This is a genomic window from Herbaspirillum huttiense (assembly GCF_004367745.1).
GTDB lineage: Bacteria > Pseudomonadota > Gammaproteobacteria > Burkholderiales > Burkholderiaceae_D > Herbaspirillum > Herbaspirillum huttiense.
Genome location: NZ_CP037993.1, coordinates 4,341,012 through 4,355,188, shown reverse-complemented (window position 1 = coordinate 4,355,188; position 14,177 = coordinate 4,341,012). Strand labels below are relative to the sequence as shown.

16 protein-coding genes are annotated in these 14,177 nt (G+C 62.9%); 11 read left to right on the top strand and 5 right to left on the bottom strand.

Annotated elements, in window-relative coordinates; translation table 11 throughout:
* Positions 1-40: 40 nt before the first annotated feature.
* The 3 genes from proC (at position 41) to E2K99_RS19435 (ending at position 1,900) form a co-directional block, all read left to right on the top strand.
* Positions 41-853 carry a pyrroline-5-carboxylate reductase gene (gene proC / locus E2K99_RS19445; protein ID WP_121043767.1) on the top strand — a complete coding sequence of 271 codons (813 nt, stop codon included), beginning with the start codon at positions 41-43 and terminating at the stop codon, positions 851-853.
* Complete coding sequence (locus E2K99_RS19440; protein WP_134223259.1) at positions 853-1,611, top strand: peptidoglycan DD-metalloendopeptidase family protein; 759 nt, start codon at positions 853-855, stop codon at positions 1,609-1,611. The genes proC and E2K99_RS19440 overlap by 1 nt, the downstream gene beginning before the upstream one ends.
* A gap of 61 nt (positions 1,612-1,672) precedes the next feature.
* Complete coding sequence (locus tag E2K99_RS19435; RefSeq protein WP_134136588.1) at positions 1,673-1,900, top strand: hypothetical protein; 228 nt, start codon at positions 1,673-1,675, stop codon at positions 1,898-1,900.
* A gap of 7 nt (positions 1,901-1,907) precedes the next feature.
* On the opposite strand, the gene E2K99_RS19430 is transcribed toward E2K99_RS19435, so the two are convergent.
* Positions 1,908-2,567, bottom strand: coding sequence for a thiopurine S-methyltransferase (locus E2K99_RS19430; protein WP_134223258.1), 660 nt, complete (start codon positions 2,565-2,567; stop codon positions 1,908-1,910).
* 64 nt (positions 2,568-2,631) lie between these two features.
* Positions 2,632-3,486 (bottom strand): 4-hydroxybenzoate octaprenyltransferase, encoded by an 855-nt coding sequence (gene ubiA / locus E2K99_RS19425; RefSeq protein ID WP_134223257.1) that lies wholly within the window; start codon positions 3,484-3,486, stop codon positions 2,632-2,634.
* Between the two features lie 296 nt (positions 3,487-3,782).
* Between ubiA and ugpB the strand changes: the two genes are divergently transcribed.
* The 6 genes from ugpB (at position 3,783) to E2K99_RS19395 (ending at position 8,929) form a co-directional block, all read left to right on the top strand.
* Positions 3,783-5,096: a sn-glycerol-3-phosphate ABC transporter substrate-binding protein UgpB gene (gene ugpB / locus E2K99_RS19420; RefSeq protein WP_121043755.1), complete on the top strand. Its 1,314-nt coding sequence runs from the start codon at positions 3,783-3,785 to the stop codon at positions 5,094-5,096.
* Between the two features lie 175 nt (positions 5,097-5,271).
* Entirely contained in the window at positions 5,272-6,156 is an 885-nt protein-coding gene (ugpA, locus tag E2K99_RS19415; RefSeq protein WP_088755676.1) for a sn-glycerol-3-phosphate ABC transporter permease UgpA, read from the top strand.
* A gap of 52 nt (positions 6,157-6,208) precedes the next feature.
* A complete protein-coding gene (gene ugpE, locus E2K99_RS19410; protein ID WP_034341291.1) occupies positions 6,209-7,060 on the top strand; it encodes a sn-glycerol-3-phosphate ABC transporter permease UgpE in 852 nt (283 codons plus the stop codon).
* Between the two features lie 34 nt (positions 7,061-7,094).
* On the top strand, positions 7,095-8,189 hold the full coding sequence (locus E2K99_RS19405) for a sn-glycerol-3-phosphate import ATP-binding protein UgpC (protein ID WP_134223256.1): 1,095 nt from the start codon (positions 7,095-7,097) through the stop codon (positions 8,187-8,189).
* 90 nt (positions 8,190-8,279) lie between these two features.
* Positions 8,280-8,570, top strand: a complete 291-nt coding sequence (locus E2K99_RS19400) for a nucleotidyltransferase family protein (protein ID WP_034341294.1) — start codon at positions 8,280-8,282, stop codon at positions 8,568-8,570.
* A 14-nt stretch (positions 8,571-8,584) separates the two neighbouring features.
* Positions 8,585-8,929 carry a HepT-like ribonuclease domain-containing protein gene (locus tag E2K99_RS19395; protein WP_338033861.1) on the top strand — a complete coding sequence of 115 codons (345 nt, stop codon included), beginning with the start codon at positions 8,585-8,587 and terminating at the stop codon, positions 8,927-8,929.
* 36 nt (positions 8,930-8,965) lie between these two features.
* On the opposite strand, the gene E2K99_RS19390 is transcribed toward E2K99_RS19395, so the two are convergent.
* Positions 8,966-9,913, bottom strand: a complete 948-nt coding sequence (locus E2K99_RS19390) for a LysR substrate-binding domain-containing protein (protein WP_134223254.1) — start codon at positions 9,911-9,913, stop codon at positions 8,966-8,968.
* A 244-nt stretch (positions 9,914-10,157) separates the two neighbouring features.
* Between E2K99_RS19390 and ppk2 the strand changes: the two genes are divergently transcribed.
* The gene (gene ppk2 / locus E2K99_RS19385; RefSeq protein ID WP_034341306.1) at positions 10,158-11,069 is read left to right on the top strand and encodes a polyphosphate kinase 2; all 912 of its coding nucleotides are present in this window, start codon (positions 10,158-10,160) and stop codon (positions 11,067-11,069) included.
* 110 nt (positions 11,070-11,179) lie between these two features.
* Here ppk2 and E2K99_RS19380 read toward each other — a convergent pair whose 3' ends face one another.
* Positions 11,180-11,722, bottom strand: coding sequence for a hypothetical protein (locus E2K99_RS19380; protein ID WP_034341298.1), 543 nt, complete (start codon positions 11,720-11,722; stop codon positions 11,180-11,182).
* Positions 11,723-12,050: 328 nt separating this feature from the next.
* Here E2K99_RS19380 and E2K99_RS19375 point away from each other — a divergent pair, with 328 nt between their 5' ends.
* Positions 12,051-13,208 carry a metallophosphoesterase gene (locus E2K99_RS19375; protein ID WP_134223253.1) on the top strand — a complete coding sequence of 386 codons (1,158 nt, stop codon included), beginning with the start codon at positions 12,051-12,053 and terminating at the stop codon, positions 13,206-13,208.
* Between the two features lie 6 nt (positions 13,209-13,214).
* Here E2K99_RS19375 and E2K99_RS19370 read toward each other — a convergent pair whose 3' ends face one another.
* Positions 13,215-14,171, bottom strand: coding sequence for a GlxA family transcriptional regulator (locus E2K99_RS19370; RefSeq protein WP_134223252.1), 957 nt, complete (start codon positions 14,169-14,171; stop codon positions 13,215-13,217).
* Positions 14,172-14,177 lie beyond the last annotated feature (6 nt).

Here is a 14,177-nt window from a genome sequence, read left to right as displayed (position 1 = left end):
CCCAATCATCAAGCCTCAACACAAGACACAAGGAGCGGAAGTGAAGATAGCGTTCATCGGCGGCGGCAACATGGCAGCGGCATTGATCGGCGGACTGGCCGGCAAGGTCGCGGCGGCAGAAGACATCCACGTGGTCGATCTCAATGCCGATGCGCTGCAGGCGCTCAAGGACAAGTTCGGTGTAACGACCGCGCAGTCCATCGATGGCACCCTCGCCAACGCGGACGTGGTGGTGCTGGCGGTCAAGCCGCAGCAGATGCGCGAGGTGGTGGCCAGCTTGAAGCCCTTCATCGGAGCCCAGCTGATCGTCTCGATTGCCGCCGGCATCCGCATGGTGGACCTGTCGCGCTGGCTGGATGGCCACCAGGCCATCGTGCGCGCCATGCCCAATACCCCGGCCCTGATCGGCAAGGGTATCTCGGGCGTGGTACCGCATGCGCAGGTCTCGACCCTGCAGCGCGCCCAGGCCGATTCCATCCTCAAGGCCGTGGGCGAGACCCTGTGGCTGGACAGCGAAGAAAAGCTCGACGCCGTCACCGCCGTCTCCGGCAGCGGCCCGGCCTACGTGTTCTACTTCCTCGAAGCGATGGAGCAGGCAGCGGCCCAGCTGGGCCTGTCGCCGGAAGACGGCCTGCAACTGGCCAAGGCGACCTTCGCCGGTGCCACCGAACTGGCGCGCCGCTCCGATGAATCCGTGGCCACGCTGCGCGAGCGCGTGACCTCCAAGGGTGGCACCACCTATGCCGCCTTGACCAGCCTGGAGCAATCGGGCGTGAAGGGGGCCATCGTGCAGGCCCTGCAAGCCGCCGCCCATCGCAGCAAGGAGCTCGGCGACGAGTTCGGCAAGGCCTGATGGGACAGGCTGACCGCTTCCTGGGCCTGCTGGCGGCCTTGCCGCTGGCGTCCGTGCTGCTGCTGTCCGGCTGCGCCTCCACGGCCGACAGCGAGGGCTATTACACGGTCAAGCGCGGCGACACGCTCTACAGCATCGGCCGCGACTTCGACCAGAGCCCGGCCAACCTGCGCACCTGGAACCGCCTGCGCAATCCGGATGATCTCGAAGTCGGACAGCGCATCCTGGTGCGTCCGCCGGCGGGAGTGGTGGCCCGTACCGGTGCCGGGCAGACGCCGCGTGCGTCCGCCTCTTCCGGTGCGGAGACCACACCGCGCAAGAATGCCGGCAAGCCCGCCGCCAGACCAGCGCCCAAGTCGCAAGATGATGACGATGCCCCGGCCCCGGCCGATGCCAAGCTGGACTGGATGTGGCCGACGCAGGGCAAGTCCGCGCCCAGCGCCGACAGCTACAAGAAGGGCATCGACATCACCGGTACCCAGGGCCAGACGGTGGTGGCCGCTGCAGCGGGCAAGGTGACGTATGCCGGGCATGGCATTCGCGGCTACGGCAACATGGTGATCATCAAGCACACGCCGCAGCTGCTGTCGGTGTATGCGCACAATGCGACGATCACGGTCAAGGAAGGCCAGATGGTCACGCGCGGCCAGCAGATCGCCACCATGGGCAACAGCGATACCAACAAGGTCAAGCTGTATTTCGAAATCCGCCGCAACGGCAAGCCGGTCAACGTGATGGCGCTGCTGCCGGCGCGTTGAGGCAGCGGCCGCGCATCTGCGCGTGCCGCCCTTGACGCCACTTCAAGAATCAGGAATCCACATGGCCAAACTGGAAGACATCGTGCGCCGGCAGAAGACCGGCGCCACCTTCGTCATCAGCGCACAGATGCTGCAGATGACTCCGCGCGAATTCGACGCCTTGGCCCAGGTCTGGGACGACGAGGGCGGCCCCGGCTTCAATGTGGCCGGGGTGCCGTTTCGGGTAGTGGTGGAGGGGGAGTTCCTCATCAGCCGGGTGACGGTGGTGAGGACGACGGCTGAGGTGTGAGGGGACGTCAGCCCTTGCGCTGCAAGCGATAAACCACCGTATCCAGCGCCCGCAATCCGCGCTCCAGGAACTTGGGTTCCTTCTCCAGGATATCGCGCCGGTCGATGGCCACCGCCTCGGTTTGCGATGCGTAGAGGCGCAACACTTCTTCTTCGGCCACCGAGAACGGCGGGCCTTCCATTTTTTCCTGATCGTATTCCAGCGTGATCAGGAGGCTGCGTGCCTGGGCTGGCAGCCGTCCATAGATCTCTTCCACGTAGCGCGCACGCATGTCCGGGGGCAGGGCGATGAGGGCGGCGCGGTCATAGGCACCGGCACAGCTGGCCAGGGTGGCATCCTCCAGCGCGAAGATGTCGCCGCAGATCAGTTCGATCTGTCCCGCCACGTAATGGCGGCCCTGCGCGCTTTCATGCACTGCCGGGGTCAGCTGGTGCTCGCTGAAGAACTGGGTGATGGCCAGTTCCGACAACTCCACCCCCAGCACGCGATGGCCCTGTTCGGCCAGCCACAGCATGTCCAGTGACTTGCCGCACAAGGGCACCAGCACCGTGCTGCCGGCCGGCAGCGCCAGTTGCGGCCAGTATTTCTGCAGCAGCGGGGTCACCCGCGACTGGTGAAAGTGCGTGCGTCCGTCGCGCCAGCGTTCGAGCCAAAATTCCGCTTTCATCCCGTTTCCTTTGAATTTTCGCCAGGCAGCCGCAGGGCCTGCCTGTCATCAATGCATCAGCACATCAGCGCATCAGGTAATCCAGCGCGACACCGGCGAAGATCGCCGCACCCAGCCAGTTGTTGTTGTTGAAGGCCGCGAAGCAGCGCATGTGGTCGCGCTCGCGGATCAGGGTGTAGTGATACACGGCAAAGCCGCAGGCCACCAGCATGCCCGCCGTGAACCACAGTCCCAGTCCGTATTGCAGGCCGACCACCCAGATCAGCGCCAGCGCCACCACGTAGCACAGCATGATGGCTGCGACATCGTAGCGGCCAAAGGTGATGGCCGAGGTCTTGATGCCGATCTTCAGGTCGTCGTCCCGGTCCACCATCGCATACTCGGTGTCATAGGCCACGGCCCAGAAGATGTTGGCCACCAGCAGCACCCAGGCCGCCAGCGGCACGCTGCCGGTCACGCTGGCAAATCCCATCGGAATGCCGAAGCCGAAGGCGATGCCCAGGTAAGCCTGGGGGATGGCGAAGAAACGCTTGAAATACGGATAGCTGCCCGCGATGATCACGGCCGCCACCGACAGTTGCAGCGTCAGCGCATTGAGCGGCAGGATCAGCAGGAAGGACACCAGCGCCAGCACCCCGGCCACCATCAGCGCTTCCCACGATTTGATCTTGCCGGAGGTGAGAGGGCGCTGTTCGGTGCGTTTCACATGCCGGTCGAAGTCGCGGTCGGCATAGTCGTTGATGGCGCAGCCGGCCGAACGCATCAGCACCGTACCCAGCACGTAGATCACCAGGATGCGCCAGTCGGGTACGCCGCCCGAGGCCAGCCACAGCGCAATGAGCGTGGGCCACAGCAAGAGCAGGATGCCGATGGGTTTGTGGGCGCGCACCAGCAGCGCGTAAAGCCTGAGCCTGTCCATGGAATGTCCGCAAAATCGAAAGTCCGCATTATAATTCGCGTCGCCGTTTCCGCACTGTCGTGCTTTTCAAGGCTTGTTTGCTGATGCGCTGACAAAATACTGACAGTGGATGCGGTGTGCTACACATCAGCAGAACTTATAAAAACGAATTCTTATTTTCCGAGACATCCCCCGGGTTTCGTGCTGCAAGGCCACATGCATTTCTTTTGCCCAAAGCCGGCAGTACGGCTAATGTAACGCGGCTGTCATGGAGCGTTGTTAGCATCAAAACCCCTTTTTTCGAGAGGTCCCCTCTGATGAACATGATGAAAACGCTGATCGCGACCGGTGTCCTGGCGACGATCACTTCCTCTGCCTTCGCTGCAACCGAGATCACCTGGTGGCATTCCATGACCGGCGCCCTGGGCGAACGCGTCAATGCCCTGGCCGACGACTTCAACAAGACCCAGGGTGATTACAAGATCGTGCCGGTCTACAAGGGGACCTACGACGAATCGATGTCGGCTGCCATCGCCGCCTATCGTGCCGGCAATGCGCCCAGCATCCTGCAGGTGTTCGAAGTGGGCACCGCCACCATGATCTACGCCAAGGGCGCGGTCAAGCCGGTGTATGAAGTGATGCAGCAGGCTGGCGAGAAGTTCGACCAGAACGCCTACGTGCCTGCGGTGGCCGGTTACTACTCGACCCCGAAGGGCATGATGTCCTTCCCCTTCAACAGCTCCACCACCATCATGTTCTACAACAAGGACATGTTCGCCAAGGCTGGCCTGGATCCGGAAAAGCCGCCCGTCACCTGGCAGGAATTCGTCGGCATGGCCGCCAAGATCAAGGCCAGCGGTGCATCGTGTGCTTACACCACGACCTGGCAATCCTGGGTGCATTTGGAATCGTTTTCAACCTGGCACAACGTTGAGCTGGCCACCAAGAACAACGGCTTCGGCGGCCTCGATGCCCGTCTGAAGATGAACAGCCCGCTGCACGTGCGCCACATCGAGAACCTGTCGAACTGGGCCAAGCAGGGCTACTTCACCTACGCCGGCCGCAAGGACGAGGCCAATGCCAAGTTCAATGCGGGCGAGTGCGCCATCATCACCGGTTCGTCCTCGGCCTATGCGGATATCCGCAAGAACGCCAAGTTCAAGTTCGGCGTGGCCACCCTGCCGTATTACAACGACGTGCAGGGCGCACCGCAGAACACCGTCATCGGCGGTGCCTCGCTGTGGGTCATGAACGGCAAGAAGAGCGACGAGTACAAGGGCGTGGCCAAGTTCTTCAGCTACCTCTCCAAGCCGGAAGTGGCCGCCAAGTGGCACCAGGACACCGGCTACCTGCCGGTCACCAAGGCCGCCTACGAACTGACCAAGAGCTCCGGTTTCTATGAGCGCAACCCGGGCACCGACGTCGCCGTCAAGCAGATGATCGTCAAGACCACCGAGAAGTCGCGCGGCCTGCGCCTGGGCAATTACGCCCAGGTTCGTACCGTCTTCGACGAGGAACTGGAAAACGTCTGGACCGGCAAGAAGACCGCCAAGGAAGCCCTGGACTCCGCCGTCAAGCGCGGCGACGAACTGCTGGCCCGCTTCGAGAAGGCCAACAAGGGCAACCAGTAAGTCTCATCAGCAACACCTCCCGTCCCGCCTGAACGCGGTGACGGAGCAGGAACCGGCGTTGTACTCCGTGATCGCGGAGGGCAGCGCCGGCTTCCGTTTTGGGATGTCGGCAAGCTGACATCCGTTTCCGATTCATTCAACTTCTGCGGCCAGGCTATCCCTGGCTGGAACGATCGTGGAAAAACGCGCGCGATTCACTTCGAAGTGGTTGCCTTATCTGCTGGTGGCACCGCAGATCATCATCACTTTGCTGTTCTTTTTCTGGCCGGCCATCCAGGCCTTGTATCAGTCGATGCTGCTGCAGGATGCCTTCGGCGGCTATTCCGAATTCGTCTGGTTCGACAATTTCAAGACGCTCTTTGCCGATCCGACCTATCTCGAATCCTTCCGCACCACTGCGCTCTTCTCGGCGCTGGTGGCCTTCTTCGGGCTGGCGCTCTCGCTGCTGCTGGCGGTCTTCGCCGACCGCGTGCGCCGGGGCGCTTCGGTCTACAAGACCTTCCTGATCTGGCCTTATGCGGTCTCGCCGGTGGTGGTGGGGGTGCTGTGGATGTTCCTGCTGAGTCCCTCGCTGGGCATCCTCTCGCACGTGCTGGCCTGGCTGGGATTGCCTTGGGATTACATGATCAATGGCACGCACGCCATGATCCTCATCGTCATTGCAGCCATCTGGAAGCAGATCAGCTACAACTTCCTGTTCTTCCTGGCCGGCCTGCAATCGATTCCCAAGTCGCTCATCGAAGCGGCGGCCATCGATGGTGCAGGTCCGGTCAAGCGCTTCTTCACCATCGTGTTCCCGCTGATCTCGCCGACCACCTTCTTCCTCTTCGTGGTCAACGTGGTCTATGCCTTCTTCGATACTTTCGTCATCGTCGATGCCACTACCCACGGCGGCCCCGGCAAGGATACCGAGATCCTGGTCTACAAGGTCTTCACCGATGGCTTCAAGGGCGGCGACCTGGGCGGCTCGGCGGCGCAATCGGTGGTGCTCATGGCACTGGTGATCCTGCTGACCGTGGTGCAGTTCAAGTACGTTGAAAAGAAGGTGCAATACGCATGAAGCCCGTCGCCATGAACGCTTTCCTGATCTTCCCAACTGAAGAGGTGGCCGCATGATCGAACGCCGTCCCGTCCTCGATTTCCTCAGCCACGTGGTCCTGGTGCTGGGTGTGCTGATCGTGTTCTTCCCGCTGTATGTCGCCTTCGTGGCCAGCACCCAGACCGCCGAGCAGTCGGCCCTGTCGCCGCTGTCGCTGGTGCCGGGCGGGGAATTCATCAACAACTACAGCGCCGTGCTCTTCAAGGGCGCGGCCGGGCAGGTGACCGCACCGCCGGTGCTCAACATGCTGTGGGTGAGCCTGGCCACGGCGCTCATCATCGCCATCGGCAAGATCTCCATCTCCATGCTGTCGGCCTTTGCCATCGTGTATTTCCGTTTTCCGGGGCGCGGGCTGTTCTTCTGGATGATCTTCGTCACGCTGATGCTGCCGGTGGAAGTGCGTATCACGCCGACCTACCAGGTGGTGTCCGATCTCGGCATGCTCAACAGTTACGCGGGCCTGAGCGTACCGCTGATTGCCTCGGCCACGGCCACCTTCCTGTTCCGCCAGTTCTTCCTGACGGTGCCCGATGAGCTGGCCGAAGCCGCGCGCATCGACGGGGCCGGGCCGCTGCGCTTTCTCAAGGATGTGCTGTGGCCGCTGTCGCGCACCAATGTCATCGCGCTGTTCGTGATCATGTTCATCTATGGCTGGAACCAGTACCTGTGGCCGCTCATCATCGCCACCGACACCAGCATGTATCCCATCGGCATCGGCATCAAGACGCTGATCTCGGGCGGTGATTCGGCGGTGGAGTGGAACCTGGTGATGGCCACCATGATCCTGGCCATGCTCCCGCCCGGGCTGGTGGTGGTGGTGATGCAGAAATGGTTCGTCAAGGGCCTGGTTGATTCCGAGAAATAATTTATATCATTCCGATAGTTAGAGACTGACAATCATGGCAGCAATCCATCTCAAGCAAGTCCGCAAGACCTATGGCGCCGGCACCAAGGCGGTCGACGTGATCCATGGCATCGATGCCGACATCGCCGATGGCGAATTCATCGTCATGGTCGGGCCCTCGGGTTGCGGCAAATCCACGCTGCTGCGCATGGTCGCCGGGCTGGAAGAGGTCAGCAGCGGACAGATCGTCATCGGCAAGCGCGTGGTCAATGACCTGGAACCCAAGGAGCGCGACATCGCCATGGTGTTCCAGAACTATGCGCTGTATCCGCACATGACGGTGTACCAGAACATGGCGTATGGCCTGAAGATCCAGGGCCTGTCCAAGACCGAGATCGACGAGCGCGTGCAGCGTGCCGCCGCCATCCTGGAACTGGGTGCGCTGCTGGAACGCACGCCGCGCCAGCTTTCTGGCGGCCAGCGCCAGCGCGTGGCCATGGGCCGCGCCATCGTGCGCAAGCCGGCCGTGTTCCTGTTCGACGAACCGCTCTCCAACCTGGACGCCAAGCTGCGCGTGCAGATGCGGCTGGAAATCCAGAAGCTGCATGCCAGCCTGCGCACCACCAGCCTCTATGTGACCCACGACCAGGTCGAGGCCATGACCCTGGGCCAGCGCATGATCGTGATGAATCGCGGCGTGGCCGAACAGATCGGCACCCCGGCTGAAGTCTATGCCCGTCCGGCCACCACCTTCGTGGCCAGCTTCATCGGTTCGCCGCCGATGAACCTGCTGCAGGGCAGCCTGTCGGCTGACGGGGCCAGCTTCGAGGCCAGCAAGGGCGAGGCCACCGCTACCGTGCGCCTGCCGCAGCCGGTGGCTGGTGCAGCCGGCCAGGAGCGCATCCTGGGCGTGCGGCCGGAACACCTGCTGCCCATCCTCGATGGCTCGGCTGCGCAGCTGTCACTGGAAGTGGAGCTGGTCGAAGCGCTGGGTGCGGAATTGCTGGTGCATGCGCGCTGCGGCGGACAGTCGCTGGTGCTGCGTTGCCCGGCCAATGTGCCGGTCAGCACCGGTCAGCGCATCGGGGCGTCGTTCGGGGCGGGGGATGTGCATTGGTTTGATGTGACGACGAGCAAGCGTATGGGTTGAGCTACTGGGGCGTTGTGGCGCAGCGCAGGGCCGGTTGCCTCTGCTCCGGGCTTCACCTATGATGAACGCCTTACCGAGGAAGATCACACCATGAAACCTTCTGAAGCCCTTGCCTCTCATCGCGCTGCCATCCGGCAAGTCGTGGAAGCGCATCACGCGCGCAACGCCAGGATATTTGGTTCGGTTCTGCATGGAGAGGACACCCAGAGCAGTGATCTCGATCTCCTCATCGATCCGACGCCGGAGACGACGCTCATGGACGTCGCCGCCATTCAGGTAGAACTGCAGCGCTTGTTGGGGGTGACGGTCGACGTACTGACGCCCAAGGCACTGCCCGAGGCTGCCCGCAGCCGGATTCTGGCGGAGGCCCGGCCGGTATGAACAGGTCCGGGCGTGTGCCCGATTATCTTGACCACATTCTTGAGGCCATTGCGCGCATCGAGCGCTATACGGCGGATATGGTGGAAACGGTCTTCCTCGACAGCGAGCTGGTACAGGATGCCGTCATCCGCAATATCGAAATCATCGGCGAGGCCGCCAACAACGTCATGCGGGTTGATCCGGAGTTCGCCACCCGCAACGACCATATTCCGTGGATGATCATGTACACGATGCGCAACCGTGTCGCGCATGGATATGACAAAGTGGATGTCGGTGTCGTCTGGAAAACGATACAGCGCGATCTACCCCCGCTGTATCGTGACGTCCATGCCTTGAGGACGGCGTTGTCAGCGCCCTGATGGCGCTGACATCTGATGGCGTGTGCGTGACAGCTCCTAGTTGGCCGCCGCCGCTTCGCCCACCAGCATCTCCACGCCATTGAGCTTGCACGCCAGCACCGCCTGATGCACGGCGTCGATGGCCGCCTGCCGCGTAAAGCTCTTGCGCCAGGCGATGACCACGCGGCGCGAGGGGGCCGGCGCCACGAAGGGCACATAGCGCACCATGCCTTCGCGCGTATCGGTATCGGGAATGGACGCGCGCGGCAGCACGGTCACGCCGATGCCGGAGGACACCATGTGACGGATGGTCTCCAGCGACGAGCCTTCGAAGGTGCGGGCGATGCCGTCGCCATTGGTGGAGAAGCGTGACATCTCCGGGCAGACTTCCAGCACCTGATCGCGGAAACAGTGGCCATTGCCCAGCAGCAGCATGGTCTCGCTCTTGAGTTCACGGGCATCGATCTCCTTGCGCTCGGCCCACTTGTGCTGGCGCGGCAATGCCACCATGAATTCCTCATCGTACAGCGGCATCACGTTCAGTCCGTGCTCGGGGAAGGGCAGGGCCATGATGGCAGCATCGAGTTCACCCTGGCGCAGCAGTTCGATCAGGCGCGTGGTGAAATTTTCCTGCAGGATCAGCGGCATCTGCGGCACGCGCTCGATCATGGTCTTGACCAGCGAGGGCAGCAGGTAGGGGCCGATCGTGTAGATGATGCCCAGGCGCAAGGGGCCGGAAAGCGGGTCCTTGTTCTGGTTGGCGATTTCCTTGATGGCGGCGGTCTGCTCCAGCACCCGTTCGGCCTGGGCCACGATCTGCGCACCCAGCGGCGTGACCGAGACCTCGGTGCCGCCGCGTTCGAAGATGACCACGCCCAGCTCATCTTCCAGTTTCTTGATGGCCACCGACAGCGTGGGCTGGGCGACGAAACAAGCTTCTGCTGCATGGCCGAAATGCTTTTCCCGCGCGACGGCCACGATGTATTTGAGTTCTGTAAGTGTCATGCTGTTATGCCGGAATCGTTTTCGGGACTATAGCCTATTTTCGCGCCCGCGGTTCTGCACGGCATCATGGCGTTTTCCCGCAGGATGGCGCAGGATGCAAGGGGATCGGCCGGTCCCGGCCACCTTTGACTCCAATGTTATCCGCCTGTCATGTCTTGGTCACAATGGGCAGGTATGTTGTCACGCACTTTTCAGGCGAAGGGAAATGCCGCGTTCGCCACTTTATCTTGCACACGAGGACATGATGGATAAGGAAGAACTGGTCAAGCGCGTCCACCGCGAACTGGCCGACAGCTACGACGAAGAAATGGAACTGGAGCTGGAAGACCGTACCGTCGATCCGGTCACCGGCGAATTTTCCAGCGCGCACGGCAGCGAGGAAAAGGAATACCGCCGCCTGTATTTCCGCGAACTGTTCCGCCTGCAGGGCGAACTGGTCAAGCTGCAGGACTGGGTGGTGCAGACCGGCCACAAGGTGGTGATCGTCTTCGAGGGACGCGATGCGGCCGGCAAGGGCGGCGTCATCAAGCGCATCACCCAGCGCCTGAACCCGCGCGTGGCCCGCGTGGCGGCGCTGCCGGCACCCAATGACCGCGAACGCACGCAATGGTATTTCCAGCGCTATGTATCGCACCTGCCGGCCGCCGGCGAGATCGTGCTGTTTGACCGCAGCTGGTACAACCGCGCGGGCGTGGAGCGCGTGATGGGTTTCTGTACCGACGAGCAATACGAGGAATTCTTCCGCTCGGTGCCCGAGTTCGAACGCATGCTCACGCGTGCCGGCATCCAGGTCATCAAGTACTGGTTCTCGATCACCGATGAAGAGCAGCACCTGCGCTTCCTCTCGCGCATCCACGATCCGCTCAAGCAATGGAAGCTCAGCCCCATGGACCTGGAATCGCGCCGCCGCTGGGAGGAATACACCAAGGCCAAGGAAGTGATGCTGGAACGCACCCACATTCCGGAAGCGCCATGGTGGATCGTGCAGGCGGTGGACAAGAAGAAGGCCCGCCTGAACTGCATCAGCCATCTGTTGCAGCAGATGCCTTACGCGGAAGTTCCGCATCCGCCCGTGCAGTTGCCCGAGCGTGAACGCCATGAGGATTACGAGCGCCATCCGGTGCCCGATTCCATGATCGTGCCGGAAATCTACTGATCGGCAGAGCAGGGCGCCGCAATGAAAAATGGCCGGAGACAGAGCTCCGGCCATTTTCATTTGGAGAGTGCGGCGGGTTGCGCCGCGACTATCCCGAAGTGCGATCAGTCTCAGTCGAAGTACTTGGAAATGACTTCACCGAAAGCCTGTTCCGCCGACATGCCGTTGAGCATCAGCTTGCTGATCTCATCGGAATGCTGGTTGATTTCATCGGGCAGCATGTGGCGGTTGGCCTTGAAGTAAGCGTACTTCTCGCCATCGACCGCTTCGCGCGCACGGGCGGCGGCGGTGGTCGGGCGGGCGCTGCCGGCGGCGCTGCGGGCCGAGGAGGCACGCGCCGAACGCGGCGTGCTGCGGGTGCCGCTGCCGCCGGTGGCGACGATGCGCTTGATCTGGTCGAGGGTGAAGATGGGCGTCACGTTGCCGGGACCGAATTCGGTTTCCTCGGCGCGGTGCAGGTGATGGTTGCCATCGAAGGCCATCTTCTTGTCGAAGCTGTTGATGACTTCATAGTGCGGCTTCTGCACCGAACCGAACATGCTGAAATGGACGCGGTCGCCGTAGGAGCTCATCTGGGTAATCACGCCGTTGAGGAATTCGGCCTTGATCGCCTCGACATTGCCATGCCAGCGTTTGGTTTTGCTTGAACTCAAAATAACTCTTCCAATGATGCAGGCGCGGCCTGGTGTCGATGCTCTTGCCATCGATGCGGCTCTCGCCGCCAAGGTCGCGCGAATTAAAAACGGGGGGATAGAGGCAATATTATCCTCCTCCGCGCGTCTTCTTGCATGCCTGTGGCGGACTTTTTCTTCATCTGGCCATTTCTGCTGCCTGCCGATGAGCCATTTTGGGCAGGATTTACGAGGTTTTTCGCAGAAATTGCTTGAAAAGCATGTCTCAAGCCTTCATATGCTTGCTTTCCGGCAAGCTTTGCCCGGCCCCCGCAGTCCCGGGCGATGTGTCCTCTTTCAAAGGTTTTCCATGCGCCGTAGCCTCTTTTCGCTGTTGACCGTCCTCGGCCTGCTGGCCGCGCTGCATGCCTGGATAGGCTGGCAGCTGCTGCCGGCCCTGACCAGCCACGCGGGCTGGATCACGCTGGGCGCGACGGTGTTGCTGCTGTCCTTCCTGCTGATGCCGGTGGCGCTGGCCGTGCCGTATCTCAAGCGGCGCGGCCTGTCCGAAATCGCCGCCGACCGCGTGGCCTGGGCCGGCATGCTGGCCATGGGGGCGTTCTCTTCGGCGCTCCTGCTCACGCTCTTGCGCGCGCTGGCGCTGGCCGCGCTGCCGTGGCTGCACCTGCCGCCCATCCAGCAGCACGAGATGGTGGAACTGAGCGCCTGGCTGGTGCTGGCCTTGACTGCAGCGGCCACCGTCATCGGCTATTTGAATGCTCGCCGCACCGCTGCCGTGGTGGATGTCAGCGTGCCCATCGCCAACCTGCCCGCAGCGCTGGAGGGCTTCACCATCGTCCAGATCAGCGACATCCACGTCGGCCCCACCATCAAGGCCCCGTACCTGCAAGCCATCGTCGACAAGGTCAACGCCCTGCAGCCCGATGTGGTGGCCATCACCGGCGACCTGGTCGATGGCAGCGTGCGCCAGCTGGCCCCCCACACGGCACCGCTGGCGCAACTGCGGGCGCGGCATGGTGCCTACTTCGTCACCGGCAACCACGAGTACTACTCCAATGCCCACGAATGGATCGATGAAGTCCGTCGCCTGGGCGTGACCGTGCTGATGAATGAACACGTGGTCCTGCGCCATGAAGGGGCGGGTCTGGTGCTGGCCGGGGTGACGGATTACACCGCCCATCATTTCGACGAAGCCCATCGCAGCGATCCGCGCGCCGCCATTGCCGATGCGCCGACCGGCCATCCGCGCGTGCTGCTGGCGCACCAGCCGCGCAGCGCCACGGCGGCCGTCGAGGCCGGTTTCGACCTGCAACTGTCGGGCCATACGCATGGCGGCCAATTCTTTCCGTGGAATTTCTTCGTGCCGCTGCAACAGCCCTATGTCGCCGGTCTCAAGCGCCTGCAGGGTCTGTGGATCTACGTCAGTCGCGGCACCGGCTACTGGGGCCCGCCCAAACGGCTGCTGGCCCCTTCCGAAATCACTCGCGTGCGCCTGACCACCGGCTGAACCGAGTCACTCCTCGTCCAGCCGCGCCAGCCGCCGCATGGCTTGCGGCGGTTGGCCGAACAGCCGCAGGCAGGCGCGCCGCATGCGCTCGGCATCGCCAAAACCGGTGGCGCGGGCGATGCTCTCCAGGCTGTCCTGTGATTGTTCGATGCGCAGCCGCGCCGCTTCCGCGCGCATCTGTTCGATGGCGCGCGCCGGGGTCTGGCCGGTCTCGGCCGCAAAGCTGCGGTCGAACTGGCGGCGACTGAGACAGGCCACTTCGGCCAGCGTGTCGACGGTCACTTCCTGATGCAGATGCGCGCGCGCAAAACTGAGTGCGCGGCGGATGCGCTCCGAGCCCCCATCCATTTCCTGCAAGGCCGAGAATTGCGACTGGCCGCCCGGACGGCGGTGATACACCACCAGTTCGCGCGCCACCGATTTGGCCAGTTCCGCACCGTGGTCTTCCTCGATCAGTGCCAGCGCCAGGTCGATCCCGGCGGAAATGCCGGCCGAGGTCCACACCTTGCCATCGCAGGAATAAATGCGGTCGCTATCTACTTTCACCAGCGGATGCATCTGCTGCAGCTTGGCCGCCATGCGCCAGTGTGTGGTGGCGCGCTTGCCATCGAGCAGTCCGGCGGCCGCCAGCACGAAGGCCCCGGTGCATACACCGGCGATGCGGCGCGAACGGCTGGCTGCGCGCAGGATGTAGCGACGCAGTGCCTCGGACACCAGCCCCTCGCGCGGCGCACCGCCCCCCGCCACCACCAGCGTATCGAAACTGGCGCGGCCAATGCGCTCGGTCTGGATCATCGCCCCGGCCGAACTGCGGATCAGGCCGCCCGGCTCGGAATGCAGCGTGATCCGGTAGAGCGCGCGTCCGCTCACGCGGTTGGCGGCGTCGAAGGCCGACAGCGGGCCGGTGAAATCGAGCATGCTGCAATCGGCAAAAATGAGGAAGGCGATGTCGCGCGCGGGCATGGTGCA

Bases quoted from the DNA above. Each gene is read 5' to 3' on its own strand.
- E2K99_RS19405 (WP_134223256.1), top strand. From the start codon at position 7,095: ATGGCAGCAATCCATCTCAAGCAAGTCCGCAAGACCTATGGCGCCGGC.
- ugpB (WP_121043755.1), top strand. From the start codon at position 3,783: ATGAACATGATGAAAACGCTGATCGCGACCGGTGTCCTGGCGACGATC.
- E2K99_RS19435 (WP_134136588.1), top strand. From the start codon at position 1,673: ATGGCCAAACTGGAAGACATCGTGCGCCGGCAGAAGACCGGCGCCACC.
- E2K99_RS19400 (WP_034341294.1), top strand. From the start codon at position 8,280: ATGAAACCTTCTGAAGCCCTTGCCTCTCATCGCGCTGCCATCCGGCAA.
- ugpE (WP_034341291.1), top strand. From the start codon at position 6,209: ATGATCGAACGCCGTCCCGTCCTCGATTTCCTCAGCCACGTGGTCCTG.
- E2K99_RS19370 (WP_134223252.1), bottom strand. From the start codon at position 14,171: ATGCCCGCGCGCGACATCGCCTTCCTCATTTTTGCCGATTGCAGCATG.
- ubiA (WP_134223257.1), bottom strand. From the start codon at position 3,486: ATGGACAGGCTCAGGCTTTACGCGCTGCTGGTGCGCGCCCACAAACCC.
- E2K99_RS19390 (WP_134223254.1), bottom strand. From the start codon at position 9,913: ATGACACTTACAGAACTCAAATACATCGTGGCCGTCGCGCGGGAAAAG.
- E2K99_RS19375 (WP_134223253.1), top strand. From the start codon at position 12,051: ATGCGCCGTAGCCTCTTTTCGCTGTTGACCGTCCTCGGCCTGCTGGCC.
- E2K99_RS19430 (WP_134223258.1), bottom strand. From the start codon at position 2,567: ATGAAAGCGGAATTTTGGCTCGAACGCTGGCGCGACGGACGCACGCAC.
- E2K99_RS19440 (WP_134223259.1), top strand. From the start codon at position 853: ATGGGACAGGCTGACCGCTTCCTGGGCCTGCTGGCGGCCTTGCCGCTG.
- ppk2 (WP_034341306.1), top strand. From the start codon at position 10,158: ATGGATAAGGAAGAACTGGTCAAGCGCGTCCACCGCGAACTGGCCGAC.